Here is a 25,430-nt window from a genome sequence, read left to right on the forward strand (position 1 = left end):
CGATTGCTAGGCATTTTTCATTGCTTCATTTAAAACCTTAATAATTTCAGGCCGGGTTTTATAGAATCGACTAAATAAACTTGAAACACTGCCCATAATTGAAATATGACCAGTTTTAGGTATCGTGTAAATTTCACAATGATTGCCTTGTTCAAGTAATTGCTGTTTAAAATCTAAAGAGTTTTTAGCTTTAACGATTTGATCATTTTCTGCCAAGAACAAATAATGCTTTACCTCATTTTTTTCAACAAAATAATACGGCATTACTTGTTGATAAGGAATGCTTTGATCAAACGCATTCTCGGCTAAAGCATCGCCTTTATAATCGAAATGATAAGGTCCAGCGATTCCAATCAAAGCTTTAATATTTTGTTTGATGGCCAGTTGGTAGTGCTTAGGATGATAAAGCAAAGACGCTATATTAAATGCACCTGCTGAATGCCCCATCAAGGCAATTTTATCCATTGAAATACCGAAACGCGCTTGTTGTTGTTCCAAATAATTCAAAGCAACTGCAAGATCATCAATATAGCTTGGAAATTTATGCTCAGGTGCCAAATGATAGTTCAGCACTGCCACGTTATAGCCAAAACGGCTAAAGGCCTCGCCTACAAATTTATAAGCACTTTTATCGCCATGACTCCATGCCCCACCATGAACAAAAAGAATCAGCGCATTCTGTTGCTTTTTATTAGAAATATATAAATCTAAACGTTGTCTCGCCTTTAAGCCATAGGCAATATTATGCTGAATGGAATAGCCCTTTTTAGGGGTCAAGCCATTAATGGTAATACTGCCTAAATCGTATAAACGAAAATCTTGATAGTGCGATTTAAATTGAGATTTTAGTTGTTCAAACTGCTTTCCAAATCTAACTTTTAAAAACTTTAACCTATTGTTGAATAACATTATTGTTTGGCTCTGTAGCATTAGGATCAATCGCAACAGGTGTCTGTACATCAGGTTGTTGTTGTACATTATTTACCACAGGTGCTGTGAAAGATGAAGGTTGGACTGAATTATTCGCTTGTTCGACATTATCAATCAAGGTCACAATTTTAGTCACATTTCCAACTTTTTGTAAAACATCATTTAAATCTGCAATTTCAGCATTGTTTAAACGACCTAAAACATACAACACGCCGTCTTCTGTATGGATCAAGACTTTATTGTCTGAAACCACAGGCGCTTTCATCACTAAACCACGGGTATTCACAGTGACCGATGCATCTTGCATGATAGTACTATAACCGATTTGATTACCAACAGTCAGGTAATTATGGACTGCTTTTACATCGCTCATCGCTCGTAGATTATCTTCTGCCAACTGCTTTAAATGCGCATCTGGCACTTGCCCTGTCAATAAGACATTGCTATGAAAACTATTAATATTGACACGAGATTGCTTAAATCGGGCATCCAACTTATACAAGTTGATTTTCGCAGTTCGCTCAATAGAAGAATCAATAAACACTTGTCCTAAAGATCGAACACCACTATCTGTTCCCACTGGTGAAGAACCAGTACCACCTGAGATAAAACTCGCGCAACCAGACAAACTTGCTACACACATCATGGTGATGACAATACGTTTTAACACTCAGCAAGACTCCTATTAATTTTAGCCTGCTAAACAACCCATTTAAACGTCGTTAACATGCTGGAAAATATATTTATTTTTGAAATAACCGTACATAAATTTCAGTCACAGATTAATCAAGTCTGCATCTAAAGTAAATGCATTTTCAATCCAAGATTGATCATAAGAGATTTTACTGAGGTCTTGCTGTACGTTTTTTGCAATTTTATGATGTAAATCAAAACCAATCACATCGAAACGGCAATAATATTGTTCATATTGTGGATATTCTTGTAAAAACTTAAACGCTGTTTTAATCATTTTTTGTTGTTTTGATTGATTTACAGCTTCAAAAGCATGCCCCATCTGTGTCGGTGTTCTTGCTTTCACCTCAACAAAAATTAACTCTTGTTTAGACTGCGCAATAATATCTATTTCACCAAAGCGCGAGAAATAATTCAATTTTATGATGTCATAGCCATGTTGAAGCAGTAATTTCACTGCTTCTTGCTCAGCCCATTGTCCTAAATTATTTTTTGCCATCAGAAACCTATCATCACAAAGGCACTAAATTATTTTTTGAGCGTTCAAAACATTGCGGAATACGCTCAACACGATTTCCATCAATTTTAATTTTTCCCGTGCGACCATTAAAGGTTAAGCTTTTTACATTCGGATCCAAAACAAATTGTTCAGCAATATGCCAAGCATCTCCACCAAAGGCATATAAACGCTGATACGGTAACGAGGTCGGTTTATCTTTATAAGCTTTGACGACATCATCCCATTCGGCAATGTATAAGGCTGGAACATCACAGAATTTCATCCCTTTAGGCAAGGCCTTTTTTTCATCGACAGCAATGGCTTGGGTATAAATTTTTTTCTTCTGCAATTTGGGAAAACTGGTCAACCATTGGTTTGAACCTAACAGTAAAATACCCTCTCGATCCGAAATCGACTTTGGCATATGCTCTACAGGATCGACTTCACCCATATAATTGGCAAATAATGCATTTAAAAAGCTAATAGATTCCGCTTCCGTTCCTTTTTCACGCACCACATAGAGTTTGCTGACTTTATCATGCTGGATATAATCAAGCAGCGCCAATGCATCGTCATTTTTAGAAAGGCTATATTGCCAAACACTTTTATCGCTAGGATAAACTTCATTGAGTGCCAACACAGGTACTTTAGGCTTCAAATTAATTAAAGCCTCAACATCAGGACGAGCCAAAGGCCCAATAATCATTTTAGTCTTTTTATTGACGTGCTGTTTTAACAGGGCTTTGATGGTCTTTTGATCTGAATCGACAAATTTTAATGGTATTTCATTCTTTGAGGCCTGCGCGGCACTTAATATTCCTTGTTTAATACTCAAACCCGCTCGCGACATAGGGCCTGTTTCAGGTAATATAACCAGAATTTCTGCGTGAACTTGGATTGTAAATCCAACCATTCCCAACACAACCACTCTTTTAATACTGTTCAACACTAACTTATTCTTCATGGAGACCTTTATGAGTGCTCAATTATTCGTCGTAGCGACCCCAATTGGGCACTTAGATGATATGACTTTTCGTTCTATTGAAGTTTTAAAGTCTGTTTCTGTTATTGCGGCAGAAGATACACGTCAATCTGCTCAATTATTAAAGCACTATAATATCTCAACTCCGCTCACAGCGTGTCATGATCACAATGAAAGTAACAAAATTGATATACTTATCGAAAAATTAAAAAGCGGTCAGAATATTGCTCTGGTCAGTGATGCTGGTACGCCATTAATTAGTGACCCTGGTTTTAAATTAGTACGTGCCGCTCAGGAAAATGGTATCCGCGTCATTCCTGTACCGGGTGCATGTGCTGCTATTGCTGCGCTAAGTGCGGTGGGTTTACCAAGTGATCGTTTTAGCTTTGAAGGCTTTTTATCGTCAAAACAATCGCAACGATTGATTCAATTAGAAAAATTAAAACATGAATCACAAACCATGATTATCTATGAAGCGCCTCATCGTATTTTAGATAGTGTCAAAGATATGGCTGATGTTTTTGGCGCAGATCGCCCTGTTGGTTTTGCACGTGAAATTACCAAAACATTTGAAACGATTAAAAAAATGACTTTGAGCGAGTTGGTGACATTTATTGAAAATGATCGCAATCAGCAAAAAGGTGAAATTGTTTTAGTTATTGGTGGTGCACCAGATGCCAAAGATCAAGATGTTGAACAAGAGAAGTTAGATCAACTTTTAAATCGCTTATTACAAGATTTATCGGTTAAAGCAGCATCACAACTGGCTGCGGATCTAACAGGCATCAAAAAGAAAATCGCTTATCAACGTGCTTTAGAGCTGACTAATCAACAATAATTTTATTTCTTGAGTTGAGAAATGCCTGTATAAGCTTTTCTCAACCTGCTTTTCTACAAGTGACTGGTTGCTCTGGTCGCTTTTACCACCAAGCCTTAATCTCTATACAATAAATTTTAATCCCTCACTGATCAATCTGGCACTTATAAAAGCTGATGCAGAAAAAACAATCAAAAGCACAACATTACTGATGATTTACTCCGCCATGCTTTTAAAGTGATTGACAAAAATCAATAAAAATAAAATGATTATTTGATTCAAAATTCAAGAGAAAAATCACAAATAATGATCAATTCAAAATTTAGATTTAATCATCTAAAAGAGAAAATAGACATCATCCCAACTCAATTTAAAAAAGCACCTTTCGGTGCTTTTAAAATCAATCTTTAGCAGATTCATCTGGTGGAACTTCGGTAATTCTCCCACCACGCGCTAAAAATGCAGCGACTTCATCTTCCAACGCTTCACGCTGTCTTTTTTTCGCTGTCACAGTGAGTGTTTCAGCTTCAGCTAAATCTGTATCTGAAACTGTCGAATCACTTGCCGCAGCACCTTTTTCAGCCGCTTTAGCTTCATCATCGTCTACTGCATGATCTTCTGAATTATCATCATAATCATTTGTATCTGTCATCTTTAACTCCCCATCAATGACGTCAATGTACCATCCGAAAAATGGTGATGTTTTACAGAGAAATGTATCAAGCTCTTCGCCATTCGACTAGTATCTAGATACACAAAATCGTGTTTTTTTTCATCAAATTCGTAATGTTGTTTAAATGATTGGTTAAAAAATATCAGAAATCCAATTAAATGGCATATTGCGTGCTTTTTAAAGTTGCCAGCCCATTGGCTTGTGCCATAAATTGATCTTTTAAAAATGGCATATTTTCAACTTGTTTTAAGCCAAAGTTACGCGCCCAAACCAATGGAAATATTTCCGCAGTTTCTACAAAACCAATCATCGACATGCTATGCATCATGGCATCATTTTGCCCTTTACGTTGGTGTTCATAACGCTTTAAGGTTTGTTCATGTGCCCATACGCCACGCTGTTTATCTTTAAGTAATACATCACACAGAATAGCAGCATCTAAACACCCGATGTTTACGCCTTGCCCAGCTAAAGGATGAATTACATGCGCTGCATCGCCAATCAAGGCGAGCCCATCTTTTACATAACGTTGTGCCGCACGCGCCTTAAGTGGAAATTGAGCCCGTGGTGTCGCTTCAACGATCTTGCCCAACATATGATGACTTTCACGTGTCAGTAATTCACAAAAATCAACATCATCTAAGCGCGAATATTCTTCTGCATAATCATCAGGTAAGGTCCAAACGATTGAAATCCAGTGTTCAGCTTGTTCTGGCTTTAAACTCGCCATCGGTAAAAATGCCAATGGGCCTGTCGGATGGAAAATTTGACGAGCCACATATTGGTGTGGTTGTGTGGTACGAATCGCACAGGTCAAACCTGCTTGTTGATAATCTAAAACATCAAGATCGATAAATGCTTGATCACGAACAAATGAATTTGCACCATCTGCACCAATCACTAACTTGGTCTTTAGCTCAGTCCCATCTGCAAGTTTAATGATCCAGCAGCCTACCCCCTGCTCTACTCGCACAACTTTAACTTGAGTACGATAATCTTGCAGTTGCTCCAACATTTGCTGTTGGATGGCAAGGTTTAATAAACTTGGTTCAACCATTGAACCTAAGCTTTGCTCAGCTGTGGGAAAGTTTTCTGAGGCTTGCCCAAAATTAATTTCGCCATAGCCATTTTTATTCCAGACTTGCATGCCTGTATAAGGCATTTGGCGAGCGATTTTTTCCCACACATTCACCGTTTTTAACAAGTGAATCGTGGCTTGACTCAGCGCTAAAACCCGTGGATTAGCAACAGCTAAAGTCTTTTCAGCATCTAAAATAGGGGCTGCATCTAAAACTGTGGCTTGCACACCGCCCTGTGCTAAAAGTAATGCGGTTAAGCCACCCACCAGACCACCACCAACAATCACCACATCTAACATATCTTGCTGTGTCATGCTTTTAATCCCATCGCATAATTGGCAACTAAAGGTTTAATCCCCGGAATCACATCAAAAGCCACCAAGCCAGTATTACGCAATAATTTTAAAACTGGATTTTGATTACTAAATCCACGTACTACAGAATCACAGAATTTAATCACACGTTGCTGATCAGTTAAGCGAGATTGTTCATAGGCCTTTAACATCTCAGGTTGACCAATATCATCAGATTGCGCAATTTGCGTTGTAATATAACGCATTAGGACATCTGCATCACGCATACACAAGTTAAAACCTTGTCCAGCAACAGGATGAATCGTATGAGCGGCATTGCCCATCAAAATCACCCGACCCACAGCCTGTTTTTCAGCAAGCACTTGTGCCAATGGGAAGCTAAAACGTTTGCCTGTTTTTTGGAATTTTCCTGCACGATCACCATAGGTTTGCTGTAAAGCATCGAGGAAATGTTGGTCATTTTCATCACCTAACCATTCATCTTCTGTGCCTTTTTTCACAGGCCAAACCACTGAACGGCGACATTCCCCAGGCAATGGAAGCAATGCCAATGGACCTAAATGGCTAAAGCGTTCAAAGCCCACTTGGTGATGGGGTTTAGAAGTTTGCACTGTTGTAACAATTGCCACCTGATCATAATCATGTACATCCACACCAACACCTAAAGCTTGGCGACAGAAAGAATCTCGACCATCCGCAGCAATCAATAATTTGGCTTTAAGAGAGTGGGTATATTCTTCACCACGATTGGCTTCAACATATACATAGTCACCCTCTTGTTTTAGTGAGGTCACTTGTACACCATCAATCAATTCAATTAAAGCTTGCTGACGAACTTGAGTCAGCAGTACACGGCCTAGCCATGCATTTTCAATCACTTGTCCAAAACTTTCGACTTTTTCTTGATCTGCGACTAAGCGCGCTTTACCAAAACTGCCTTGTTCAGTGATATGCACTTCGAGGATAGGAGTTGCATGTTCTTGCAAGGCATCCCAAAGACCGAGTTTTTGATAAATTTGTATGGTACGACGTGATAGCGCGGTATTCCGTGCATCAAAACTGGAATGATAAGGTGCAAGATTGGCATCATCATAATTTGGATATTTCACAGCTTCTAAAAGCTTTACCGCAATATTGGCTTTTGCCAACATCAGAGCCAAACTCAGCCCAACCATTCCACCGCCGACGATGATGACTTCTTGTTGCATGCTTTTATCCTTTCTATATGTGATTCAGCGTACTGAATACTTATAATCTTGATTGATTTCATATTACATCAAGCAAAGTTATTTTTATATTGAAATAGGAAATTGTTGGCTGTATTTGTACTGAATCAATACGCTATTTTTAACATAAGTATGAAAAATGAGAATTTCAGTCAAAGAATTAAGAATGCTATTTCACCCAGCGCAATAGTAACTTGGAGATAGTAAACTTCTTGCGTTAGTCAAAAAAATGAACATTCAACACCCCCCTTATTTTGGTCAGTATATCCAATGAATTATACATGGTCGTTCTATCGTGTGGCGACATGGATGTCGCCGTTGGGTGGAGGTATAGGACGTACCTCTCACCCAACATGAGCAAAAACAAAGTACGTCTTTGTTTGCAGCGCAAGGTTTGTCATCTTTTCATCTCTGAAAAGTGAGGCATCGCCTACGCAAAGCCATTTGAACTCTAATTGTAAAGTGTGGCATTGCAAGCTTTTCAATCATACATATTCATTTCTATGGAAGTGTATAAATTCCATAAGTCATAAAGTTTACTTTCGCAAAATCTAGTATTTAAATAATAAGCATAAAGAATAGAACAACGATAAAAATCCGATTTTAATCATTTAAAAACCTATCATTTACATCGACAGAATGATGGGGCTTACCGAATAACCTGCAACATTCAAGCATTCAGTTTTTATAGATCATCCATAGCGTAAGATCCCTACCCAACTCACAAATCAGTCTGGTAAGGATCAAGAAGGTAAAAAATCAGAAACAATAACAGTCACATGATTAAATGTGGAATTAGAATGACATTTTAAGATTTAAATAATATTGACGACCACGTACATCGCTATATTTACTGAGATAACCTTTTGAGCTGGACATATCTACAGTGTAGTCATTGAATAAATTTTGGATACCAAAGCCCACTTCTGCCGAATTAAGCTTATTGGATTTAGCAAGCGGCAATTTAGCTTTGGCAAAGACATCATGATAAATCTGATCATTAATTTTTAAGGTTTGAGTGTCTTTACCTGTTTGATTTAAAATTGCTATCGCATTTGCAATTGTATATGAACCATAGTATTGCGCGGCCCAACCAAATCCCCATGTGTCATTGGGTTGTAAATAGATAGACGCATTGGCACGATGTTTAAGTGGATAATCGTTACTACTGCCCATCGAAACAAAATCAACGAAAGGTGTGTTGACTGAATCTTGCTGTTTATATTCGCTCACATAGGTATACCCTAAATTCAACGAGGTATTTCCAACGGCACTATCGAAAGCATAACTGAGATTGGTATCAATACCTTTGGTTTTTAACCCCAACGCATTAAATACAGTCGTATCAATTGAAGTCACATCCCCATTGGCATCGCGTTTTACGCGGTTGCCGTACTTATCTTGGTTATCTAGAATATACTGTGCACCTACAGAGGTAATATTATTAGTTTTTTTAATCTGATAATAATCAACCGACAAACGTAAGTTTTCAATCATCTCTGGGGTTAATACCACACCAAAATTATAGCTTTTTGATTTTTCAGGGGTAATATTAGGATTCCCGCCAGAGATAATGTCTGTACTGGTATCTAATATTTTTCCAGTAACAGGGTCTTTGAGAGAAGTACTGGTATTTATAGCGGTCGTCTCCAATGCTAACTGCCCCGCTGTAGGCGTAACAAAACCTTCACTATATGAGGCACGCAACATAATTTGATCATTTGGAGCAAATTTAAAACCAATCGTTGGCGTAAGTGCATCAAATTTAGCCGTACCTGAGTCGGTATAGCCGAGTAACTTCGACCTATAACCTGTTGTAGGGTCAGCTTTAGAATCATACTTTGGGACTTTTGCTGAGACTTTAAAATCTTCATAGCGGGCCGCTAATTGCATCTCAAGTAGTTTGGCAAAACGGAAATTATATTCTGGCGAAAGTAAAGGAATCTTAAATTCGGTATACACACTAGACCCTTGTGTTTTACGTTCTGTTGGTTTAACCCACGGATTATCGACATATTGATGATCAGCATAGCCTTCACTTTCATAGCGTCGATGTTCAATTCCTGTTGCCAATTGAATATCCCCTGCATACCATGTTGCGACGGGTCCAGTGGCGCGTATAGACATATCGTTTAAAGTTTGCTGTGTGTTATTTTTGGTGTAATGCCAATATTTTTGAATAATGTCTGTAGGCTTTGTGGTGTAATCTTCAATAAAATCAATTAAGTTATTTGCAGTGTCTTTATTCCATTGCGTTGCTTTTGGATTCACATTTCCCTTACGAATATAACGCTGACGAATATCTGATTTACTCCAAGAGTAATCCGCAGATAACAGCCACTCTGGGGTTAATTCAAAGGTAAAACCAGTTGCTGCTTTTTTCTGCGTGGTTTCAAAGGTGTCTTTAGACCAAGCACCAAAACTGTCACTATTCAAAGTGTAATTCACCAAAACATCTTTACCAAATGGATTATACGGGCTATTTTTACTTACGGTGACCACACCAAAACCGTGCGGTGAAGAATTGTATCCCCAACCTTTTTCGCGATCATAACCAGCTTCAAGGAAGACATTTAATCGATCGCTAAAGTCACGGTTCATTGAAATAGCAACAGATTCTGTATCTGTATCATATAAAATCGGGTAATCTCCAGACCAACCACTCACACCTGTGCCTAATCCTAATGCATAGCCTTTACCTAATTTGCTAATATCACCATTCCAGCCCTTTGGAATATGAGCAGTAGATGAACCACTGCCTGGAATAAGCTCTGATCCATCTTTTGAGCGAATATTGGTTAAATTCCCTGCGGGTGGATTCACTGTCGGACCGATCAACGCGTTAGGATTATTTTTTAAAATATTTTGACGTTGTTTGTCTCTGTGGCCTCGCTCTCGATCCAGCAACCCATCCTGACTTTTTTTAGATGCCATAAGCATCACATTGGTACGCCCCTCTTCTAAAGCAAAGCCCGATACAAAGTTGAATGACTGCACTGGCCGTTTATCATCTGTGGTATTGGCATAACGTAAATCCAGATCTGTACCGACATAATCCTTACGCAACACCACGTTAATTACACCACCAATTGCACCACTACCATAAATGGCTGCCGCAGACGTCGGTAAAATCTCTATTCGTTCAATTGCTGCCAGTGGTATATTATTTAGATTCGGTTGTTGTGTAGATTCTGCTGTACCTCGATTTCCTGTACCAGCACTGCGACGACCATTAATTAAGACCAGTGTTTGATTGGCGCCTAAACCACGTAAATTAATTTGGCTAGATGTGGTCGCAAAATAGTCTGAGTTATTTAATGATGAAGTTGCCATTGGAAGCAACTTAGCGAGTGCTTCTGTCACTGTCGTTACACCAGAACGTTCAAGTTCCTCTCTCTCAATTAAAGTATAGGCTTGTACATCATCCTCGGTGCGCGGGATATCCATATTACCCGACTTATAAGCAACTGTTTTTTCTTTAGATTTATCTAATGCCGTTACTGCAATTGTTGGTAATGCTGGTGTATTTTGTTCTACATCTTTTGCAGATACGGCAGGAGAAAAGATGATTCCCATTATCGAAAGATAAAGTGTCGTTCTAAAAGAAATAGGAGAAATTATGGAGATAGTATGTGTTTTCATAAAGTTTTCTATAAATTACGTAACCATTACAAAGCATACACATTAAAATACAAAATTCAATGAGAATAATTATCATTTGCGATTGCGCTTAAAAAAACACATCCTTGATACTCTAAATTTTAATGTTGTTATTTTATTTATCTAATTGAATTCAATAAACTAGCTTCTCACCAAAAGATTTATTTTTCTCTTTTTTTTATGACAGTATATTTTTACAAATGACGTTGACAACTTTTTAAGCAAAGATAGACATGATTACAAATCTAAAGAAATTGGCTTATATTGATCTAAACAAAATCGTGTGACTACATCCTATGGTTAGTATTTAAATCTAGGACTCTCCACTGAAACGCATAAATAAAAATTGCGATTTGCATGAGGAATATTTTTAAAAGCCAGACTGTACAGAGAGTAGCTTAGGATTAAAAATGAGTTTTTGAGCCTTTATAAAGCTTAACTTTTTATAATATCCCCATAATCAATTTAAAAAAGATGTAACATTTCATAAACAGTGATTAAAACTATCTCGCATCGTTTCTCTTTCTCTTATCCATTCACCATACTCTCGACACATCAATATAAATCGATCTAGATACTGACCTTCTTCTGTGAGTGAATATTCAACTTTTACAGGTTTTCCCTCATAGACATTTCTTTCTATAAAGCCTTTATTTTCAAGAAAATTTAACTCCAAAATAAGCATTCGTTGCGAGATATTTGGAATATTATTTTTAATCTCACTAAATCGTCGGGGTTTTTCTAGCAAAAAGGATAAAATCATCATTTTCCAACGACCACCTAATTGCACAAATACCTCTTCAACGGGGCAACCTGAGCGATTTTGTTTCATAAAAAACCTATGTTCAGTACCAAAAATTATACTTAGCATCAAAAATGTAAGTGATATACAAGAAAAAATAATGACGTAAATTTCAAACATCATTTTATTTTATAGATCATACGTATGCTTGATACTAAAAGTAACCCCAATATTTTAATCGTCTATTTTATTGCATTAGGTGCCTTTTCTTTGGGAATGGCATCGTATATCACGGCTGGATTAATACCACTGATCCAAAATGAGTTTGATATATCCATAGCATTGACAGCACAGTTAGTGACTGTATTCACCTTAGCTTATGGAATTGGCTCTCCGGTTGTTGTTGCTTTATCTCCAGAGAATAAGCAACGATCAATATTATTATTGGCTTTATTTATTTTTTCTATTTCCAATCTGATCAGTGGCTTAGCTCCTAATTTTTCGATACTACTGATTTCAAGAATATTCGCTGGTATCGGAGCAGGCGTTTATTTAGCTATAGGGATTTCAATATCTACCGCATTGGTGCAACCAGATCAAAGAGGTCAAGCGATTTCAATTATTATGAGTGGAATGGCAGCGGGCACAGTACTTGGTGTGCCACTCGGATTGATCATTTCAAATCAATTTGGATGGCAAACCTCAATGTATCTCATTGCTATATTAGGTCTAGTATCTTTCTATGGTCTTTATATAAAGCTCCCAATTATTCCAAATTTGATCACTCAGAGTTTGAGTGAAAAATTAAGGCTTCTAAAGGATATAAATGTTTTAAAAATACTCTTCATCTCCCTGATTGCTGCTATTTCAAGCCTTGGACTTTATACTTATTTATTTCCGCTTTTAAGTTCTGACGAGTTTGGTTCTATTGAAAATATCACACCTTTTCTCTGGATCTGGGGAATAGGTGGAATTATCGGTAGTTTCGTTGTAGGGCATATTTCTAAAAAGATAAGCAATGAAAAAATAACAGCCATCATCATGTTTATGCTTAGTGTCGCACTCCTACTTATCCCATTTTTTGCAGCCATTACGCCTTGGCTTACGCTTATACCCATTGCAATATGGGGAGCTGTTGGTTGGGCATTGCAAGTTCCACAAAATGAACAACTGATTTTAGTCAGAGAAAAAACAGGTGGTGGAAATTTAGCTGTTGCACTTAATGAGTCAGCCTTATATTTAGGTGGTGCCTTAGGTGTTGGTATTGGTGGAATATTCTTTTATTTCCAAGTTTCATTATGGCTACTCCCAATCTTTGCTAGTGCTTTTGTTTTTATTGGCTTTATTTATCAGATTACACATATCAACCGATCAAAATAATTTTCCATTTTGATTTATTCTACAATATGAATTTACAGTAAATATAACGAGCCTTTATCACTTAATCACATTTTAAATGCTTAAAAAGTCGATCACTCAGTCGACTTTTTATAATAGGATTTTGATTACAAAAATAAAATATATCCATCTGAGTGATATCATAAAATTCTGATACAAAACCTACATAAACTTATTGAACATATTGCCAAATATCTGGATCATTATAAGTTTCATCAATCTGATAACCTGCTATCTTTGCTCTACTTTCTTTCATTCTTCGATCATTCTTATTTTCATTCAGCTCTTTTAAAAAAGCTTGTTGTAGTTGCTCAGGATTCATTGTATCTGAATCTGAAATAGCATTTCGTCCAGCATATCTAAAATGCTCAAAACTATATCTCACCATATATTGTTCTTTTTTATCATCTTTATGGGTTTGAGTAAAAGTTATTCCTAGAGTGACATCATTATTATATAAATTAAAATACATAGTCCCATTGGTTCCTACCATCATCTCCTGCCACTCTTTAAAACTCAAAGTATAACTAGGATCAATGACCTCTCCCATATTTTGACTCATATACTTAAGATTATCTTTTTTATCTAAGCGGGCATCGTTGGGTAAAAAATACTGCTTCCAATGCTGAGTATTAATTTGATCAATAATCTTTGTATACGCAGTATATGCTTTTGGCTATTGGTATATTCATTCTGATGTAGACTGGCATTGATATCCATAATCTGGATACCATCATTACTGCGTCTCGCAATTTGTGTTCCCATAACACTTATGACATTGTCAATTTCAAAGTTACTCTTCCCAGTTACAACTTTTACTTTACAGAGTTGTGGTGGAGTCCAATCAAGTGATAAAAAATTCATTCCAGCAGGTTGGCGATCTATAGGGGTACGACTATATTGAATAAAATCTTTTAGGCCTTGCTCACCAAAATGCAGGTCGATAACGTCTAATTGTTGACTCGTTAATTGAATATTCTTATTTGTGATGTTACTTGGCTGGCATGCCAATAAAGAACAGGACATTAGCGTCAAAAAAGTTGAAATAAAACTGATTCTCATATGTATCACTATGATTTACCCTTATTTTTATTTAAATATTTTTATTTATTTCAATCATAAAACCTAGACAATCTCTCTTATTATCTCCCAAAGCTGGAAATATAGCCCAATGCTTTAACAAGGTCGTTTCAGTAAATCCTGTTTCAATCAGAACGTTTCGTGATTTCACATTTTCTGCATCACAAAAAGTCTCAATTCGTTTAAGCCTACTGTTATTTTTTAAATAGACAATGACAGCAGTGATTGCCTCTCTCATAAAGCCCTGCCCTTGAAATTTACCTCCAAGCCCAAAATGAATTTCGCCATGATCTCCTTTGTGAATAAACATCACAAGCCCGATGGCTAAATTGGTTTTGCGCTCGCCAATAATCCAAGCAAAATCTTTATCATTATTTTCCCATTTTGTACCACTCCAATTTTCAAACATACACTTCGTTTGCTCAATATTGGCATGTGGTAGCCTTTGTAAGTATTTCGAAGACTCCCTGTCTCCACAATACTCATGAAAAAGTGAGATTTCATCACCTTCAACAAACTTTCGTAGAATCAAACGATTTGTTTCTACTGGCTTAGCTAAAACGGTGTAAGTATCCATACATACTCACCTTTTAAATTGAAAACCTTATACTGACTTTGCCATCAACGCTTCAATATCTTCAATCGACTTCACCACATTTTTAGTCAAGACCAAAGGACCCTGTTCAGTTGCAACCACATCATCTTCAATTCGGATACCAATACCACGCCATTTTGCATCCACTGTTTCATCATCAGGTGCAATATATAAACCTGGTTCTACAGTAACAACCATACCCTGCTCATAGCTACGCCATTGACCATTTTCATCTTTATATGCGCCAACATCATGCACATCCATACCGAGCCAATGCCCTGTACCATGCATATAAAACTGACGATAGCGTTCAGACTCAATAATTTGCTCAACATCACCTTGCATAATGCCGAGGTTTACCAAACCTTCCACCATGATCCGTACTGCAACATTATGCGGTTCTTTATAAGAATGACCGATTTGAATTGCATCAATCGCAGCAATTTGTGCATCTAAAATAATTTGATATAGCGCTTTTTGTTCAGGGCTAAACTTACCATTTACAGGAAAGGTACGGGTGATGTCTGAGGCATAGCATTCATACTCAGCAGCCGCATCAATCAACACCAAATCACCATCTTTTAAGGGTTGGTTGTTCTCAACATAATGTAAAATACAGCCATTTTTTCCCCCACCCACAATACTGTTATAGGCAGGTACACAACCATTCTGACCAAAGATATAATTCAACTCAGCTTCTAAAGCATATTCCATCATGTCAGGATGAACTTTTTGCATGGCACGCGTATGCGCATCTGCACTGATATTTGAGGCGATTTGCATCAATTCAATTTCTTGAACCGACTTATGCAAACGCATTTCATCTAAAATTTGATCAAGTTGAATCAACTGCGCTGGAACGCCAAAACCACGTCCAGATTCATTGGCTTTGGTAATCCAAGTACTGACCTTGGCATCAAAATCTGCACGTTGACCAATACGATAAAATAATTTTTCTTTATTTAAAATTTTGGCAATAATTTCTTCGTCAAGCAGATCAATCGCATAAGCTTCATCTGCTTCATAATCATCGACTGCACCATCAATTCCGGCACGGTAACCATTCCAGATTTCCATCTCACGATTACGTTCACGACAGAACAAGCTATAGATATATTCCTCACCAGTTTCATCTGTTTCTATGACTGCAACTGCTTGTGGCTCTGCAAAACCGGTTAAATAGAAAAAGCTACTGTCCGCACGAAACTTATAATCAGCATCTCGGTTACGCATGACTTCTGGACTGGTTGAGATAATTGCAATGCTATTGGGACCCATTTGCTCAGCGAGGCGGTCACGACGTTCCTGAAAATCTGCTTGAGTTAATTTCATTCTCTATTCAGCTTGTATTTCAGATGATTAATTTGGAAGAAGCTTTAACTTACAATTACGCTTAGATGAATGTAAATACTGATGACTCAATATTTGCATATTTTAAAATAATTTTATTATTTCTCTTGTTCTACGCTAAATCGCGACAATAGAACAAGGGAATCATTCCAAACTAAAAAATTTAACCCTTTACATCACTACTTTATTCAACTTCGATGTTTTCAAAGCGAATAAAAAGCACGGTAAAGGGAGCTGTAAAACCGACTACTCATCAAACATAGATGTTCTAAAGTTTAAGTTTCTTAGCTTTTTTTCTTAGTTTTAGCTTGGGCGATGTGGAGTAAACATCTCTACAACATTGTTACTTTCGGAAGCATCAATTGCCTGTTTCATTTTGCTATGAAAATTTTGCAATAGAGGGCTTTCTGACACTGGAACCTTTTTTCGTCCCATTGATAATGACACAGGGATCAAGCGTACAAATTCATACAATTCAAGATAGCTTGCTTCACCTTCATCATCGTCATCTGATTCATCAAACTCAACAGATGCGACATCTTGTAAACTTTCAATGAGCTCTTGCTCATCTGCGCGAATATGACCAGAAGCCAATCCAAAGCCAAGCACAACCCCTGCACACCAATCTGCCAGTGATTGTACACGCTCAGCCAATGTATGCTCGTCATCTGGAAGCATTGGAAGATAGTCTAAATCATCGTCTGAAAGCGCATGTGATACATCCTCTGCTTCCTCTGACAATAGCGCAAGCGCTTCATCGTCTAATTTTGGCACATCAAGCGTAGATAAAATTTGTAACCATTCATCTCGAGTCGGAACTTCAGTAACACAAACTATACCTGTCAGTAAGCCATGTAACTCACTCGGGCTTGAAATTTCCTCAATCCCCTCAAAATTTTGATTCCAATCTGACCAACCTGAAATATCGTCTTGCATTCGTTTATCCAATCTCTATACTTCTGTATATATTACCTTTGATTGCAAATCTGTGCGACCCGTTATGTTAGAACAATTACAGCGTCTACAGACGCATATTGGTGTTTTAAAAACACGAATTGAAACTGTTGAGAAAGAAAATGCATCGCTGTTAAAAGAAAAGGATAACAGCGAAGAGCAATCTCATGCTCAAATTAGCCATAAAAATAGCATTATCACCCAAAAACAAGATGAAATTGATACGCTCACTGAGCAACTCTCTCAGTTACAAAATCAGTTTCAACAGCTCAATACAGATGCCACATCTTTAGCAGAGCGTTATGGGCGTTTGGAAAAAAGCTGTACCGATTTAAAAAATCGTTTTCAGGAAATTTTGGCTGAACGTAATGAATTACGTGTGGTTAAAGAAAAAATGGCAAATGAACAACGCCATCACTTACAAGACATCAAAGGTCTTCAAGATGAGCGTGAACGTTTAATTCAAAAAAATGAACATGCCAAAACAAAAGTGGAAGCCATTATTCAACGTCTTTCGATTTTAGGGACTGAACAAGATCATCATGCGCAAGAAATCCAACAGCTTGCTCATCCATCAGAGTCTAACGAGGAAGTATGAGTATGTCTGAACATGTGACTGTAGAATTACGCTTAATCGAACAAAGTTTCCGTTTAGGCACCACAACAGATAAACAACCAGAACTTGAACGTGCTGGTCGACTTTTAAATGAAAAGTTTCAAGAATTTCGCCGTAAAGCCCCCAATGTTGAACATAATAAATTGGTGATCATGGTGGCTTTAGAATTGATGCAAGAAGTTTTAGCCATGAATAAATCGTTACAAGAATATGCACAATGCGAACGTTTATTAGCGACCATGTTAGAAGATGTTGAAAAAGCGGGATAAACCGCTTTTTTTTCGTGCAATTGATTGGTTTTTTTATACTGTATTTATAAATTATGAGCATTGGTGATTTGCCACAATCCCCAAATTATGTATACTTAATATAACTCTAGGGTGTTCGCCAGTACGTCTATTCCCCTGCCGATACTTAAACTTATGGATGTGTTCTGTATATTTTGAGTGTATGCCCACCTTGAGTGGGAAACCCATTAAGTGTACGTCGCGTCCACCTTGAACTCATCGGGTTCAGGGTAACGACCATGCAGCGGCATCTCTGGAGTGTTTTATTTTTAAATCATCATAAGATAAAAATTATAAATATATGTTGTAATATGCCTTTGATTCCATTTCCAAAAATATAGCCCTGATAGATCATAATGGAATAACAATCTATTCTCTTTGATCCACCTTATAAGCTGATTAAGTCGGATCTACAGCATCATTCAAAAACTCAACTGATTCCAAACATAACTTTTCCCATTCAGCTGAAAATTCCTCTTCCGCTTTTTGTTTACCTAAATTTGTAGCATATACAGGTTTTGATTCTGCATCAGCAATGATGACTTCTAAATTTTTTGCATTATTACTTAGTTCGCCTTTTAAATTAAATGCCATATTTAAATCAACACCAAACTGCCTTAACTGCATGATCATTCCAGCACTTTCTGCAATAATTTTGCAGTGATCTATTTGATTTGCATAAATTTCCGGGCTAAATGATATAAGCAATAAAATTCTCAATTTCATTTTTATAGTCCTTAGAATTTTTCTAATTACATTGATTATATGCATAGAGATCATCTAGCGCCATGCTTCCAAACGATCTATTAAAATCACAAACATCATCGTTTATGCACGATATGAATTAGATATTTATTTTTATTGAAGAGTATAATTTCTTTTTCATTATTCTATTAAAACCCATAAATCTGCATCATCAAACTTCCCATCCACTAGAGCTAAAATATCGCTATGCCCTATACAAGCTCGATACTTCAAACTTATGTTACTACCTCTGAATTGCTATAAATCATCTAAGCCTAAGAAAAATATAGAAACAATACCAATCCAAGCGTAATCAAAGATATGATTAACCATACATTTATACAATTAAAGCTTTTGATGAAATTCCACATTTTGCTATCCCTTAGAAATGGCTAAGGAATTCTACTTTTTTGGGTTTAATTTAAAAATTATAAATTAGTCTGAGCTACAAAAAATTCGACTGTACAACAAGTATTTAAATATATAGTAATTATCCCAAGATATTCATTTAAACACCTAATATCTATAGACATTCTTTATAACTCATTGTAAAACTTTTCAAAAACTCACCTTTAGCATTATTTAATTGATAAACAATATTGCCTTGTGTTGTTTTTTTAAATACTTCAGACTCAAATAAATCACTTTTACTACAGATGTTGTTTTTGTTCAGATTTTTATATTTGTTTTCATCAAATTTCTCGGTTAGATCTTCTGTAGACTCAATCCCCTTTAAATCAGATACAAGCAACAATCCATTGCTAGTTAACCTAATTCTAGAAATGTTTGTTAAATCATCTGATTGATTGGGCTTAATGTTCGAAAAATTGTGATTAATCACTTTGACTAAGCCATTGTACAGTTCGAGATTAATGATATTGAATTGATCATCAACTGCACCAACTTGCAAAAAAGGTTCGTCTAATGGGCTCTGCGCTTTCAATTCAGAACACAGTAAAAAACTGAATATAAACAATAAATATCGCAACTTGGTTCTCCTCATCAACAATCCAGCCGTTGAAGTAAAACACTGCAAATACAAGTTTAAGTTAATATATAACGATTGCTAGATTCACTATACCTATAAACGGTCACAAACTTGTTGGTACTCACTGCCTATAACCCTCCTTTATCCATCAAAAGAAAAAGTGAGATAACGGCATAGGTTCAAAATTAATTCTTTCAAATACTAAAAAGCTCATCTTTCGATGAGCTTAGATCTAAAAATTATGAGTTGTTCCACTCACTAGATTGAACACCCAACTCATCATCACCCGTCATCAGAACTGCTGTTAAAATTGGAACTGCTAAAATAACAGGGAAAAGCACAATCCATAGATCAATGGATAGCTGATTCGAAAAAACAAAATGAATCACGATCGCGATTAAAGCCAGTATTCCAAACAAAATACTTGCGAATCGAGTGGCAAATTTTAAAAGCATTTTTTATTCCCCTTGTAATTAAAAATTTTTACTCTATTTACTCTCATAGTTATGTCCTATTTTTAGAAATTAAGCAAAGTACTTTGAGATAAAACAGCCTCTCTTTTGAGGTATATTTACAAAAACCATAAAAAATATATGGATTTCTATAAAACTTAGCACTTTTTGTAGTTTTTATCTTTTTCCTTATGTCTGTTATGAATGAAAAGTTCGCTTTTAAGTGATTAGATTTTCTCTTCAGATAGCTTGATATAGGCAAATAAGTTGAATTCCAGAATGAACTCTTTTTAGCCAAGCTTTTTGCGACTTTTCGAAATCGACATAATGAAAATCAATAGCTTGATGGATCACGAATCATATTGATCAACGCCTTAAGTGTAGTGGATACATGACGATAGCCAGGATAATAAAGGCTAAGACCACGATACACTGGGCTAAAGTTTTCCAAAACAATACTTAATTGCTGATTTTCCACAGCATTTTCCACCAAATGATCAGGTACAAATGCGATACCAATACCATCTATTGCAGCGTCAACCATTAATGTTTGATCTGTAAGTGTTAATGGCCCTTTGACATCTATCTTTTCAATAATGCCATTCATATCAAATTCCCAGCGAAAAATTAAGCCACTATCAAAACGGAAACGAATGCAATCATGTTCATAAAGATCATGCGGAACAAGTGGTGTAGAATTTTTTAATAAATAGTCTGGGGATGCAACAGCAACAAAGCGTGCGGTTTCAGTCAAACGGATTGCTACCATTTCTTTAGGTATATCGTCTGCAAGGCGTATGCCTGCATCAAAATTTTCCTCAACGATATTGGTTAATTTACCATCACAAACAATATCTAAATGAACCAATGGATAGTGTTGTAAGAACTTTTTAAGAATGGGTTTTAAAACCAGTCTAACCGCCCCTTCACTGGCATTGATTCTAAGTACACCACTCGGCTGATCTCTAAAATCATCTAAATGATTTAGCGCATTTGAAATATTTTCCATGGATGGTCGAAGTGAATGAACCAATTGGATTCCGGCATCAGTCAAAGAAACACTGCGTGTGGTTCGATTAAAAAGCCGAACATTTAAGCGGCTTTCCAAACCTTTTATGGCATGACTAATTGCTGAAGGTGTGACGTTTAACTCAACCGAAGCTGCACGGAAGTTTCGATGAGAGGCCACAGATAAAAAAATTGTTAAAGCAAAGAGTTCACCGCTTTTCAATTGATGAGCCATTTTCACTATTCTATAAAGTTTTATGAGATTGTTCTCAATAATATATTTATATAGGCTGAATGGGTACTCAAAATTAATGACGATAAGGAAAATTACAATGCCCAAACATGGTAACTATGCTGTAGAAAAAATAGCATTTGATTCACATGGTGATGCAGTGGTTGGCGATTTATATAAGCCAAATACCGATGGAAAACTCCCCGCTGTTATTATTCTTGGGCCATATTCTTTTCAAAAAGAACAGGCACCCACTCAGTATGCGACACGTTTAGCAGATGAAGGCTTTATCACCCTCGCATTTGATCCAAGAACTGTTGGTGAGAGCCAAGGCATGCCACGTCGCCTTGAAAATCCCAAAATGAAAAACGAAGATGTCATTGCTGCAATTGATTACATCTTTACCCGTAACGATGTCGATACCGATAAAATATTTCTATTAGGGGTTTGCCAAGGTGGACCTGAAATGCTGGATATCGCGTCTTATGAAGCACGTGTCAAAGCCGTTGTTTCTGTTACTGGATATTATCGAGATAGAGAAACTGATTTATTTATGCTTGCAGCAGGTGTTACAGAAAATCCATTTGATATTGAATCAGCACCAACGATCGAAGAATTAGAAGCCTTATTAGCGATCCGTTTAAAGAAAGCACAGGATGCCAAAGTTCTTTACGAAACAACGGGGGAAGTTATCTACCAGCCACTCGTATCGCCAGACCTCGGTGATCGCGTCAAAGGCTCGAATGCTGGTTTACCTGGTCCAATTATATGGAGCTGGTATGGAGCATGGACGCTAAAAAACTGGGAGAATCGCTACGCAATTATGAGTGATCTTGATCATTTTTCTTATTCAACTGTAGCTGGCGTTGCAAAACTAAAGAAACCCGCGCTTATCATTCATTCGGATACCTGTATGAATCCAGCAGCGGCTCGACGTCATTTTGATTCAATTCCAACATCAGATAAAAAGCTTATCTGGGAAAATGGAACCAATCATTTCCAGTATTACGAGCAACCCGATATTGTAGATAGAACAGTTGCACATGCGGCAGATTGGTTTTATCAACATCAAAATTAAGATCAAATAGCTTTAGTCGGATATGAAAGATAATCCTTTTAATGCTGCATCGACAATCAACTAAGCGTGATTAAGTTTTGTATGGACAACTCCCTCCTTTCACAAAGGTGAGAAGTCGTCACTTTGCAAAGGGCAAGGATTTAAAAATTCTTTATCATTTCCTTGCCGGCCTAGACAGCATCTTTTCAGTGTCCGTTTCTACCTTAAGTTTTACGATTGCCGTATCCATATTAAAAAACCACCGAATCGGTGGTTTTTCATTAAAATTAATGTACTGCTTCTGCTGAAGACTCTTTATGATCATCATCTTTGGTTTTGGCTAAACTTTTACCCTTGGTTTTTTGAGGATTATTTTTATGTGACTGATAGTAGCAAGCAATTGCAATTCCAGTCCCTAATAATGCTACGGTCTTTAACATGATATACCTCATACTGAATTGAATAACGTCTATTAGGAATAACATTAAATTTCTAATAAAGTATTTCGATATGTGAGTTATGCAAGTTTATGTGAAGCTTTATTACATTTGATTTCAAAGATTCAGATAAATCATCTAAATTTCAGTGTTATGGCTGATTTAAAGTATTTCGGTATTTAACCAAACAGTCACATGGTAAGTTTTTATTATGAGATTTTAATTCCAGCTTAATCATTCTAAAACCATCTAATATTCATCAATCAACACTGATCAAAAATCCTTCCTTAATTTTCAATATCTTTTATATTCGTTCAGCCATATAAAAAGCCCATCTTACGATGAGCTTTTCTAAAACATTGATTACGATTTATATCGCAATACGATAAAGTTGATTTTGATTAAGATAGAAAGATGAACCATCAATATTAAATTGACGATCGTCACCAGATTCTAATTCAATCTTTTTCCCTACTTCGACCCAACTCATACCAGTACGGTTGCTTTGTTGTCTTTTTAAAGGAACGATCTTTACGCGAATTTCATCGCCATTTACTGCAGAGGCTATTGTCCAGCCATTTAAAATATTCATTTTTTCACTCAATTGTTTTGAGCTTTTGCAAACAGAGAAGTATTTAACTATTAAGACCAACAGATATATTTTTGGAACTAACGATAAGAAGGCATCTAACCTTAATTTAAACTTTTGATATTTACATCAGCTTGATATTGCAGAAGTCAGAGTTGAAGCCAACCTTCAAGTCTTGCTTATATATTAAGCACATCTGCTTTAGTATTTTTCATAGTACGCTAATTTAACAGATTATGCAACTTAAATAACATTTGATTATTTTAAATTAAAAGTTCCTATTTATAAAATCGATTTGTGATGTTTATGTACAGGCCTATATTTAGAGATTATTTATATCACCATTTAAAACAAGACAATACAAATATTTGATATTTTTATAAATATATTTTGTCGATATAAACTCAGTTTAGCCAACATATCTCCACATATGGCTTTCACAACTACCTTAGTGTAAGTGGATTAAAAGACTATTATCCAGACTCACTTAACAATTTGAGAAGATTATAATGTCATTTAAAAGTTTTTCACAAAATTCAGCTCAAGCAAATTCAGATACTAAAAACGTTGAGCAAACTCCGCCTAAAGATGCGCCACAAGCAACTCCTGGTGCTACACCGCCTAATCCAAATCAGGACAATAAAGAGGTTAAGCAACCTGATACAAATAAGCCTAAATAACACAAGGGTCTTTTGAAATTTCATAAATGGCTTACGTTGTAGGCTAAGAATGAACAGACCTTAAAGCTTAATCTATAAAAACTTACCGATGTTTGGTAAGTTTTTTCGTTGTTGGTTATATAAATTCAGACTGTATCAACTCAAAATATTCAGCTTTCTCCATGATGTAAAAAAAGCCCACAATAGTGCGGGCTTTTCAGATCGGCATGCTGCGATCTCATGCTCAGCGTTAACTGCTTAGGTTTTAAATCTATTTAGAGGGAATACGCAATTCCTGTAACAACCTAAACACTTCCGTTTCGCTTACGGATTCGATCAAAGCTAAGTTAACACAGATCAGCAGATGAAAGCGGATAAAATATATTTGATTACGCTTTATTTAATAAAGTTTCGCCACACTCAATTCAAATCGTGAGTTTGTATAAATATAAAGCCAAAGTTCTCAGTAAAACTTATAATACCATCACTCTTTCAAATCCAATAAATTATTTAATTAATTGATTTTAAATAACAATAAATTAATATTACCAACATTTACCCCCCTACTCTGCACTTTACAAAGAATCGTTTATTTTAATTTTAACCATCTACTGTAAAACCATCAAAAAACCAATGATCTCAAAGAAGATCAGCCATGCTTAGCCTACAAAGCGTAAGCCCACACCAGGTTCAGTCACAATATATTTGGGTTGTACCGCATTATCATTCAGTTTTCCACGCAATTTGGCCACCAGAATTCTTAGGTAGTGAGTATCTTCCTGATGAGTTGGTCCCCATAAATCACTGAGAATTTGTGGTTGAGTAATCAACTGCCCCTTATGTTGCGCCAATAAAGTCAGCAATTGATATTCCTTACGTGTCAGTGAAATCAGTTGTTGGTTAAGAAATACCTGTCTTTGGGCAAAATCAATTTTTAAAAAACCATCATCAAAAAAAGCGGATTCCACAGCAACGTTTTGAAATTGTCTGAGTAATACGCGGATCCGCGCCATAAGCTCCTGAACACTAAAAGGTTTCGTCACATAATCATTGGCGCCAGCATCCAGTAATTTGACCTTTTCCTCTTCATTGGAACGTACAGACAAAACAATCACAGGGACATGCGACCAAGCTCTCAACTCAGATAAAACTTCTAAACCATCTAAATCAGGCAGTCCTAAATCTAAAATAATTAAATCAGCGCCTTGCAAAGCCAAAAGCTCTAAGCCCTTTTGACCATTTTCAGCCAGTAGCGTTTTATAGCCCTGTGCTCTAAGTGCAATATCGAGAAACTTACGAATTTGAGTTTCATCATCAATAATCAATACATTGGTCATGGAACTTGTCGATACATTGTGTTCTGGCATGC

Annotated in this window: 27 protein-coding genes and 1 other RNA gene; 7 read left to right on the plus strand and 21 right to left on the minus strand. The window is 36.4% G+C overall.

The window, feature by feature from the left end; translation table 11 throughout:
• Positions 1-6: 6 nt before the first annotated feature.
• From F981_RS12505 to F981_RS12520, 4 genes are all read right to left on the minus strand, one after another.
• Complete coding sequence (locus F981_RS12505; RefSeq protein ID WP_004722054.1) at positions 7-909, minus strand: alpha/beta hydrolase; 903 nt, start codon at positions 907-909, stop codon at positions 7-9.
• Entirely contained in the window at positions 893-1,600 is a 708-nt protein-coding gene (locus F981_RS12510; protein WP_004722055.1) for a BON domain-containing protein, read from the minus strand. Before F981_RS12510 ends, F981_RS12505 begins: the two co-directional genes overlap by 17 nt.
• A gap of 105 nt (positions 1,601-1,705) precedes the next feature.
• The gene (locus F981_RS12515) at positions 1,706-2,122 is read right to left on the minus strand and encodes a YraN family protein (protein WP_004722057.1); all 417 of its coding nucleotides are present in this window, start codon (positions 2,120-2,122) and stop codon (positions 1,706-1,708) included.
• Between the two features lie 13 nt (positions 2,123-2,135).
• Entirely contained in the window at positions 2,136-3,086 is a 951-nt protein-coding gene (locus tag F981_RS12520) for a penicillin-binding protein activator (RefSeq protein ID WP_004722061.1), read from the minus strand.
• A gap of 10 nt (positions 3,087-3,096) precedes the next feature.
• On the opposite strand from F981_RS12520, the gene rsmI reads away from it, so the two are divergent.
• On the plus strand, positions 3,097-3,942 hold the full coding sequence (rsmI, locus tag F981_RS12525; protein WP_004722064.1) for a 16S rRNA (cytidine(1402)-2'-O)-methyltransferase: 846 nt from the start codon (positions 3,097-3,099) through the stop codon (positions 3,940-3,942).
• Between the two features lie 379 nt (positions 3,943-4,321).
• Here rsmI and F981_RS12530 read toward each other — a convergent pair whose 3' ends face one another.
• From F981_RS12530 to F981_RS12550, 5 genes are all read right to left on the minus strand, one after another.
• The gene (locus F981_RS12530) at positions 4,322-4,573 is read right to left on the minus strand and encodes a hypothetical protein (protein WP_004722066.1); all 252 of its coding nucleotides are present in this window, start codon (positions 4,571-4,573) and stop codon (positions 4,322-4,324) included.
• A gap of 175 nt (positions 4,574-4,748) precedes the next feature.
• Positions 4,749-5,987, minus strand: coding sequence for an FAD-dependent monooxygenase (locus F981_RS12535; protein WP_004722068.1), 1,239 nt, complete (start codon positions 5,985-5,987; stop codon positions 4,749-4,751).
• Entirely contained in the window at positions 5,984-7,195 is a 1,212-nt protein-coding gene (gene ubiH, locus F981_RS12540; RefSeq protein WP_004722069.1) for a 2-octaprenyl-6-methoxyphenyl hydroxylase, read from the minus strand. The genes F981_RS12535 and ubiH overlap by 4 nt, the downstream gene beginning before the upstream one ends.
• A gap of 813 nt (positions 7,196-8,008) precedes the next feature.
• Entirely contained in the window at positions 8,009-10,855 is a 2,847-nt protein-coding gene (locus F981_RS12545) for a TonB-dependent receptor domain-containing protein (RefSeq protein WP_035371593.1), read from the minus strand.
• 502 nt (positions 10,856-11,357) lie between these two features.
• Positions 11,358-11,705: a winged helix-turn-helix transcriptional regulator gene (locus F981_RS12550; protein ID WP_004722071.1), complete on the minus strand. Its 348-nt coding sequence runs from the start codon at positions 11,703-11,705 to the stop codon at positions 11,358-11,360.
• A 114-nt stretch (positions 11,706-11,819) separates the two neighbouring features.
• Here F981_RS12550 and F981_RS12555 point away from each other — a divergent pair, with 114 nt between their 5' ends.
• The gene (locus tag F981_RS12555) at positions 11,820-12,995 is read left to right on the plus strand and encodes an MFS transporter (protein ID WP_004722072.1); all 1,176 of its coding nucleotides are present in this window, start codon (positions 11,820-11,822) and stop codon (positions 12,993-12,995) included.
• Between the two features lie 190 nt (positions 12,996-13,185).
• Here F981_RS12555 and F981_RS24215 read toward each other — a convergent pair whose 3' ends face one another.
• From F981_RS24215 to F981_RS12580, 5 genes are all read right to left on the minus strand, one after another.
• Positions 13,186-13,563 (minus strand): hypothetical protein, encoded by a 378-nt coding sequence (locus tag F981_RS24215; RefSeq protein WP_004722074.1) that lies wholly within the window; start codon positions 13,561-13,563, stop codon positions 13,186-13,188.
• Positions 13,564-13,598: 35 nt separating this feature from the next.
• The gene (locus F981_RS24220; RefSeq protein WP_228129026.1) at positions 13,599-14,039 is read right to left on the minus strand and encodes a hypothetical protein; all 441 of its coding nucleotides are present in this window, start codon (positions 14,037-14,039) and stop codon (positions 13,599-13,601) included.
• A gap of 67 nt (positions 14,040-14,106) precedes the next feature.
• The gene (locus F981_RS12570) at positions 14,107-14,670 is read right to left on the minus strand and encodes a GNAT family N-acetyltransferase (RefSeq protein WP_004722076.1); all 564 of its coding nucleotides are present in this window, start codon (positions 14,668-14,670) and stop codon (positions 14,107-14,109) included.
• A 27-nt stretch (positions 14,671-14,697) separates the two neighbouring features.
• Positions 14,698-16,020: a Xaa-Pro aminopeptidase gene (gene pepP / locus F981_RS12575; protein WP_004722078.1), complete on the minus strand. Its 1,323-nt coding sequence runs from the start codon at positions 16,018-16,020 to the stop codon at positions 14,698-14,700.
• A 321-nt stretch (positions 16,021-16,341) separates the two neighbouring features.
• Entirely contained in the window at positions 16,342-16,974 is a 633-nt protein-coding gene (locus F981_RS12580) for a UPF0149 family protein (protein WP_004722079.1), read from the minus strand.
• 64 nt (positions 16,975-17,038) lie between these two features.
• Between F981_RS12580 and F981_RS12585 the strand changes: the two genes are divergently transcribed.
• The 3 genes from F981_RS12585 (at position 17,039) to ssrS (ending at position 18,159) form a co-directional block, all read left to right on the plus strand.
• Positions 17,039-17,590, plus strand: coding sequence for a hypothetical protein (locus F981_RS12585; protein WP_004722081.1), 552 nt, complete (start codon positions 17,039-17,041; stop codon positions 17,588-17,590).
• A gap of 2 nt (positions 17,591-17,592) precedes the next feature.
• A complete protein-coding gene (locus F981_RS12590; RefSeq protein ID WP_004722083.1) occupies positions 17,593-17,877 on the plus strand; it encodes a cell division protein ZapA in 285 nt (94 codons plus the stop codon).
• A gap of 100 nt (positions 17,878-17,977) precedes the next feature.
• Positions 17,978-18,159: non-coding RNA, 6S RNA (gene ssrS, locus F981_RS23340), on the plus strand.
• A 135-nt stretch (positions 18,160-18,294) separates the two neighbouring features.
• On the opposite strand, the gene F981_RS12595 is transcribed toward ssrS, so the two are convergent.
• The 4 genes from F981_RS12595 to F981_RS12610 all read right to left on the minus strand — a co-directional run bounded on the left by F981_RS12595 (position 18,295) and on the right by F981_RS12610 (position 21,322).
• Positions 18,295-18,621 (minus strand): hypothetical protein, encoded by a 327-nt coding sequence (locus tag F981_RS12595; protein WP_004722085.1) that lies wholly within the window; start codon positions 18,619-18,621, stop codon positions 18,295-18,297.
• Positions 18,622-19,162: 541 nt separating this feature from the next.
• Positions 19,163-19,627, minus strand: a complete 465-nt coding sequence (locus F981_RS12600) for a hypothetical protein (protein ID WP_228129027.1) — start codon at positions 19,625-19,627, stop codon at positions 19,163-19,165.
• A gap of 239 nt (positions 19,628-19,866) precedes the next feature.
• Entirely contained in the window at positions 19,867-20,082 is a 216-nt protein-coding gene (locus F981_RS12605) for a hypothetical protein (RefSeq protein ID WP_004722088.1), read from the minus strand.
• A gap of 331 nt (positions 20,083-20,413) precedes the next feature.
• Positions 20,414-21,322, minus strand: coding sequence for a LysR family transcriptional regulator (locus F981_RS12610; protein WP_004722091.1), 909 nt, complete (start codon positions 21,320-21,322; stop codon positions 20,414-20,416).
• Positions 21,323-21,419: 97 nt separating this feature from the next.
• Here F981_RS12610 and F981_RS12615 point away from each other — a divergent pair, with 97 nt between their 5' ends.
• Positions 21,420-22,397 (plus strand): alpha/beta hydrolase, encoded by a 978-nt coding sequence (locus F981_RS12615; RefSeq protein ID WP_004722093.1) that lies wholly within the window; start codon positions 21,420-21,422, stop codon positions 22,395-22,397.
• A 266-nt stretch (positions 22,398-22,663) separates the two neighbouring features.
• On the opposite strand, the gene F981_RS23935 is transcribed toward F981_RS12615, so the two are convergent.
• Positions 22,664-22,816, minus strand: a complete 153-nt coding sequence (locus tag F981_RS23935; RefSeq protein WP_004722095.1) for a hypothetical protein — start codon at positions 22,814-22,816, stop codon at positions 22,664-22,666.
• 367 nt (positions 22,817-23,183) lie between these two features.
• Entirely contained in the window at positions 23,184-23,405 is a 222-nt protein-coding gene (locus F981_RS12620; RefSeq protein WP_004722098.1) for a hypothetical protein, read from the minus strand.
• 506 nt (positions 23,406-23,911) lie between these two features.
• On the opposite strand from F981_RS12620, the gene F981_RS23940 reads away from it, so the two are divergent.
• Positions 23,912-24,082, plus strand: a complete 171-nt coding sequence (locus tag F981_RS23940; protein WP_004722100.1) for a hypothetical protein — start codon at positions 23,912-23,914, stop codon at positions 24,080-24,082.
• 638 nt (positions 24,083-24,720) lie between these two features.
• On the opposite strand, the gene F981_RS12625 is transcribed toward F981_RS23940, so the two are convergent.
• Entirely contained in the window at positions 24,721-25,428 is a 708-nt protein-coding gene (locus F981_RS12625; RefSeq protein ID WP_004722101.1) for a response regulator, read from the minus strand.
• Positions 25,429-25,430 lie beyond the last annotated feature (2 nt).

It is taken from the genome of Acinetobacter guillouiae CIP 63.46 (genome assembly GCF_000368145.1).
Classification (GTDB): Bacteria; Pseudomonadota; Gammaproteobacteria; order Pseudomonadales; family Moraxellaceae; genus Acinetobacter; species Acinetobacter guillouiae.